The organism is Deinococcus sp. (assembly GCF_030523985.1).
In the GTDB taxonomy this organism is placed as follows: Bacteria; Deinococcota; Deinococci; order Deinococcales; family Deinococcaceae; genus Deinococcus.
Window position 1 is genome coordinate 3,517 of sequence record NZ_JAUNHK010000131.1, and the last position, 2,613, is coordinate 6,129.

Below are 2,613 nucleotides of genomic sequence, written 5' to 3' on the forward strand. Positions count from 1 at the left end.
CAGCGGGCTGCACCACGGCGGGGAAGCTCTCGGTCTTGACGCGGGCGAGCTGGGTGTCGAGGTACTTCTGGGCGGCGTCACGCGAAAGCTGGTCGCGGATGAAGGGCGCAGCCTCGGCCAGCGGCATCAGGCCCGCTTCGCTGCGGCGGCTGACGCTCAGGACGTGCCAGCCGAACTCGGTCTGCACGACCTGAGGCTGGTTCAGGGGTCCGCTGAAGCTCGCCTTGTCGAAGGCCGCCACCGTATCGCCGGGCGCGATGCAGCCGAGGTCGCCGCCTTCCGCCGCGCTGCCGGGGTCTTTGCTCTTTTCCTGGGCGATGGCGGCAAAGTCCTTGCCCGCCGCGAGGTCGGTCACGATGGCCCGCGCCGCCGCCTCGTCGGGCACCAAGATGTGCTTGACGCAGGCTTCCGCAGTGCGCTGGAACTTGTCGCGGTGCAGGTTGTAGTAGCCCGCCACCACCGCGTCACCGAACTTGAAGCGCTTTTGAACGTCTTGCAGATAGGGCACGATGACGGCCTGACGCTCCAGTTCGCGGCGCAGGTCGGCTTCGCTGGCGTACCCCGTCTGGGTCAGCGCCTGCTGAAACTCGGCGTCGCTGCCGAACCCGGCGCGGGCCTGGGCCAGTTGTGCGTCCACGGCGGCTGGGTCGGCCTTCACGCTGCTGCGGGCCAGTTGATAGAGGGCTTCCTCACGGACAAACTGCTTGAGGTAATCGGCACGGCTACTGGCAAATTCGCTCAGCAGGTCGTCCGACATGGGCAGCCCCTGGGCGTTGACCACGCGGGCGATGGCGGTGCGGAACGAGCGGTCGAAGTCGGCCAGGGTGAGGTTCTGGCTGCCGACCCGCGCCACCACGGTGTTGGGAGCCTGGGCAGGCGTCGCCACAGGAGCCGCGGGAGTAGGAGTAGGCTGCGGAGCCGTCTGGGCAGGCGCGGGCGCCTGCGGGTCTACCGGAGCGGAGGTCTGCGCACTCGCCACGCTTCCCGCGAGCAGCGCCAGGGTCAGGACAATGTTTTTCATGCGCTGCACTCTAAAGCATTGCTCCGGGCCGCTTTGCAAAGGCAGGTGAGGGACGGGCGCGGGGTGTTCCCCTGCTACAATCGCCCCCGTGCGCCTGAAGTTGCAAGCCATCACCGACCCCCACGCCTACGACGAGGTCGTCAGCCGGATGCCCATCACCTCGGCCCTTCAGGGCTGGGGCTACGGCGAGGCCCGGCGGGTGCTGGGGCAGGTTCCCATGCGCTACCTGATTCAGGACGGCGAGCGAACGGTGGGCGCGGTACAACTCATTCGCAAGCGGCTGGTGCCCGGCCTCAGCACGCTGTATGCGCCGCGTGGCCCGGCCATCGAGTCGCTCGACCTGCTGCCCCACTTCGCCGCCGCCGTGCGCGGGGTCGCCAAGCCCACCGACGTGCTGCTCAAAATCGAGCCGCCTTACCCCTACGTGGCGGGCGACAACGACGTGGCGCAGGCCGTCCCAGACACCTTCGGGCCATTCAAACGCGCCGAAACCGAGCAGCCCGAACACACCATCGTGTCCGACCTGCGGGTGAGTGAGGACGAGCTGTTTGCGGGCCTGCACTCGATGGCGCGGCGCAATGTCCGCACGGCGCAAAAGCTGGGCGTGGTGGCGGGCCGAGACGACGACTTCGAAGCGTTCTGGGAAATTTTTACGGCGACCAACGAACGCGCCAAGCTGGGGGCCTTTCCCCGCGAGTACTACGAGACCATGCTGCGCGAGGCCAACAGCTACGGCGGCGAAGCCTACATCGTGCTGTCGCGCTACCAGGGCAAGGCGCTGGCGGGCGGTTTCTTCGTGGCGATGGGCAAGGGTACCTATTACCTCTTCGGCGGCAGCGTGCGCGACGACCGCGTGGACGCGGAAGGCAAGCCCTTCAAGGATTCCAAAGCCCCCGACGCCTTTTACTGGAACGCCATGCTGGATGCCCAGAAGCGCGGCTACGAATTCTTCGACTTCTGGGGCATTCCCCGCGTGCTGGACGAAAGCAAGCATTCTTACGGCGTGTTCAAGATGAAACTGAAATTCAGCGAGCAGCGGGTCTGGTATCCGGCCTACGAACTGCCGCTGAGTCCGCTGGCCCCGCTGGTCAAAAAGGCGCTGCGCCGCCGCAAAGACCAGAACAACCTGCGCAAACGCGGGACGACGGACGACGTGCTGTAAAGGTGACCGTGCGGTAAGCTGTGGGCATGGCTTCGCTTTACATGATTCTGCTCGGTATTCACAACCTCAACCGCTGGCTGGTGCTGCTGAGCGGTATCTGGGCACTGCTGCAAAACATTCCCGGTCTAAGCGGCAGCCGCCCCTTCACACCCGCCGAGCGCCGCCCCGTCGCCATGTTCATGGGTACGCTGCACCTGCAAGTCGTGCTGGGTCTGGCGCTGTTCGCCATCATGGGCATGAGCAACATCCCGGTCTTCGCGGGCAGCCGCCCCAGCTTCCAGTGGGAGCACCTCGGTCTGGGCCTGCTGTCTGCCGTGTTCGCCACCGTCGCCAGTTCCCAGAGCCGCAAGGCCGCCACCGACCAGGGCAAATACCGCGCCGCCGCCCTGTGGAGCGGGCTGGCCCTCTTGACCATCCTGCTGGCGATGCC

Annotated in this window: 3 protein-coding genes; 2 read left to right on the forward strand and 1 reads right to left on the reverse strand. The window is 66.5% G+C overall.

The window, feature by feature from the left end; translation table 11 throughout:
* The coding region (locus Q4C89_RS13465; protein ID WP_303103138.1) for a peptidylprolyl isomerase at window positions 1-1,021 on the reverse strand (1,021 nt) is incomplete at its 3' end.
* 88 nt (window positions 1,022-1,109) lie between these two features.
* On the opposite strand from Q4C89_RS13465, the gene Q4C89_RS13470 reads away from it, so the two are divergent.
* Complete coding sequence (locus Q4C89_RS13470) at window positions 1,110-2,183, forward strand: lipid II:glycine glycyltransferase FemX (RefSeq protein WP_303103139.1); 1,074 nt, start codon at window positions 1,110-1,112, stop codon at window positions 2,181-2,183.
* A gap of 26 nt (window positions 2,184-2,209) precedes the next feature.
* On the forward strand, window positions 2,210-2,613 hold a 404-nt coding region (locus tag Q4C89_RS13475; protein ID WP_303103140.1), incomplete at its 3' end, for a hypothetical protein.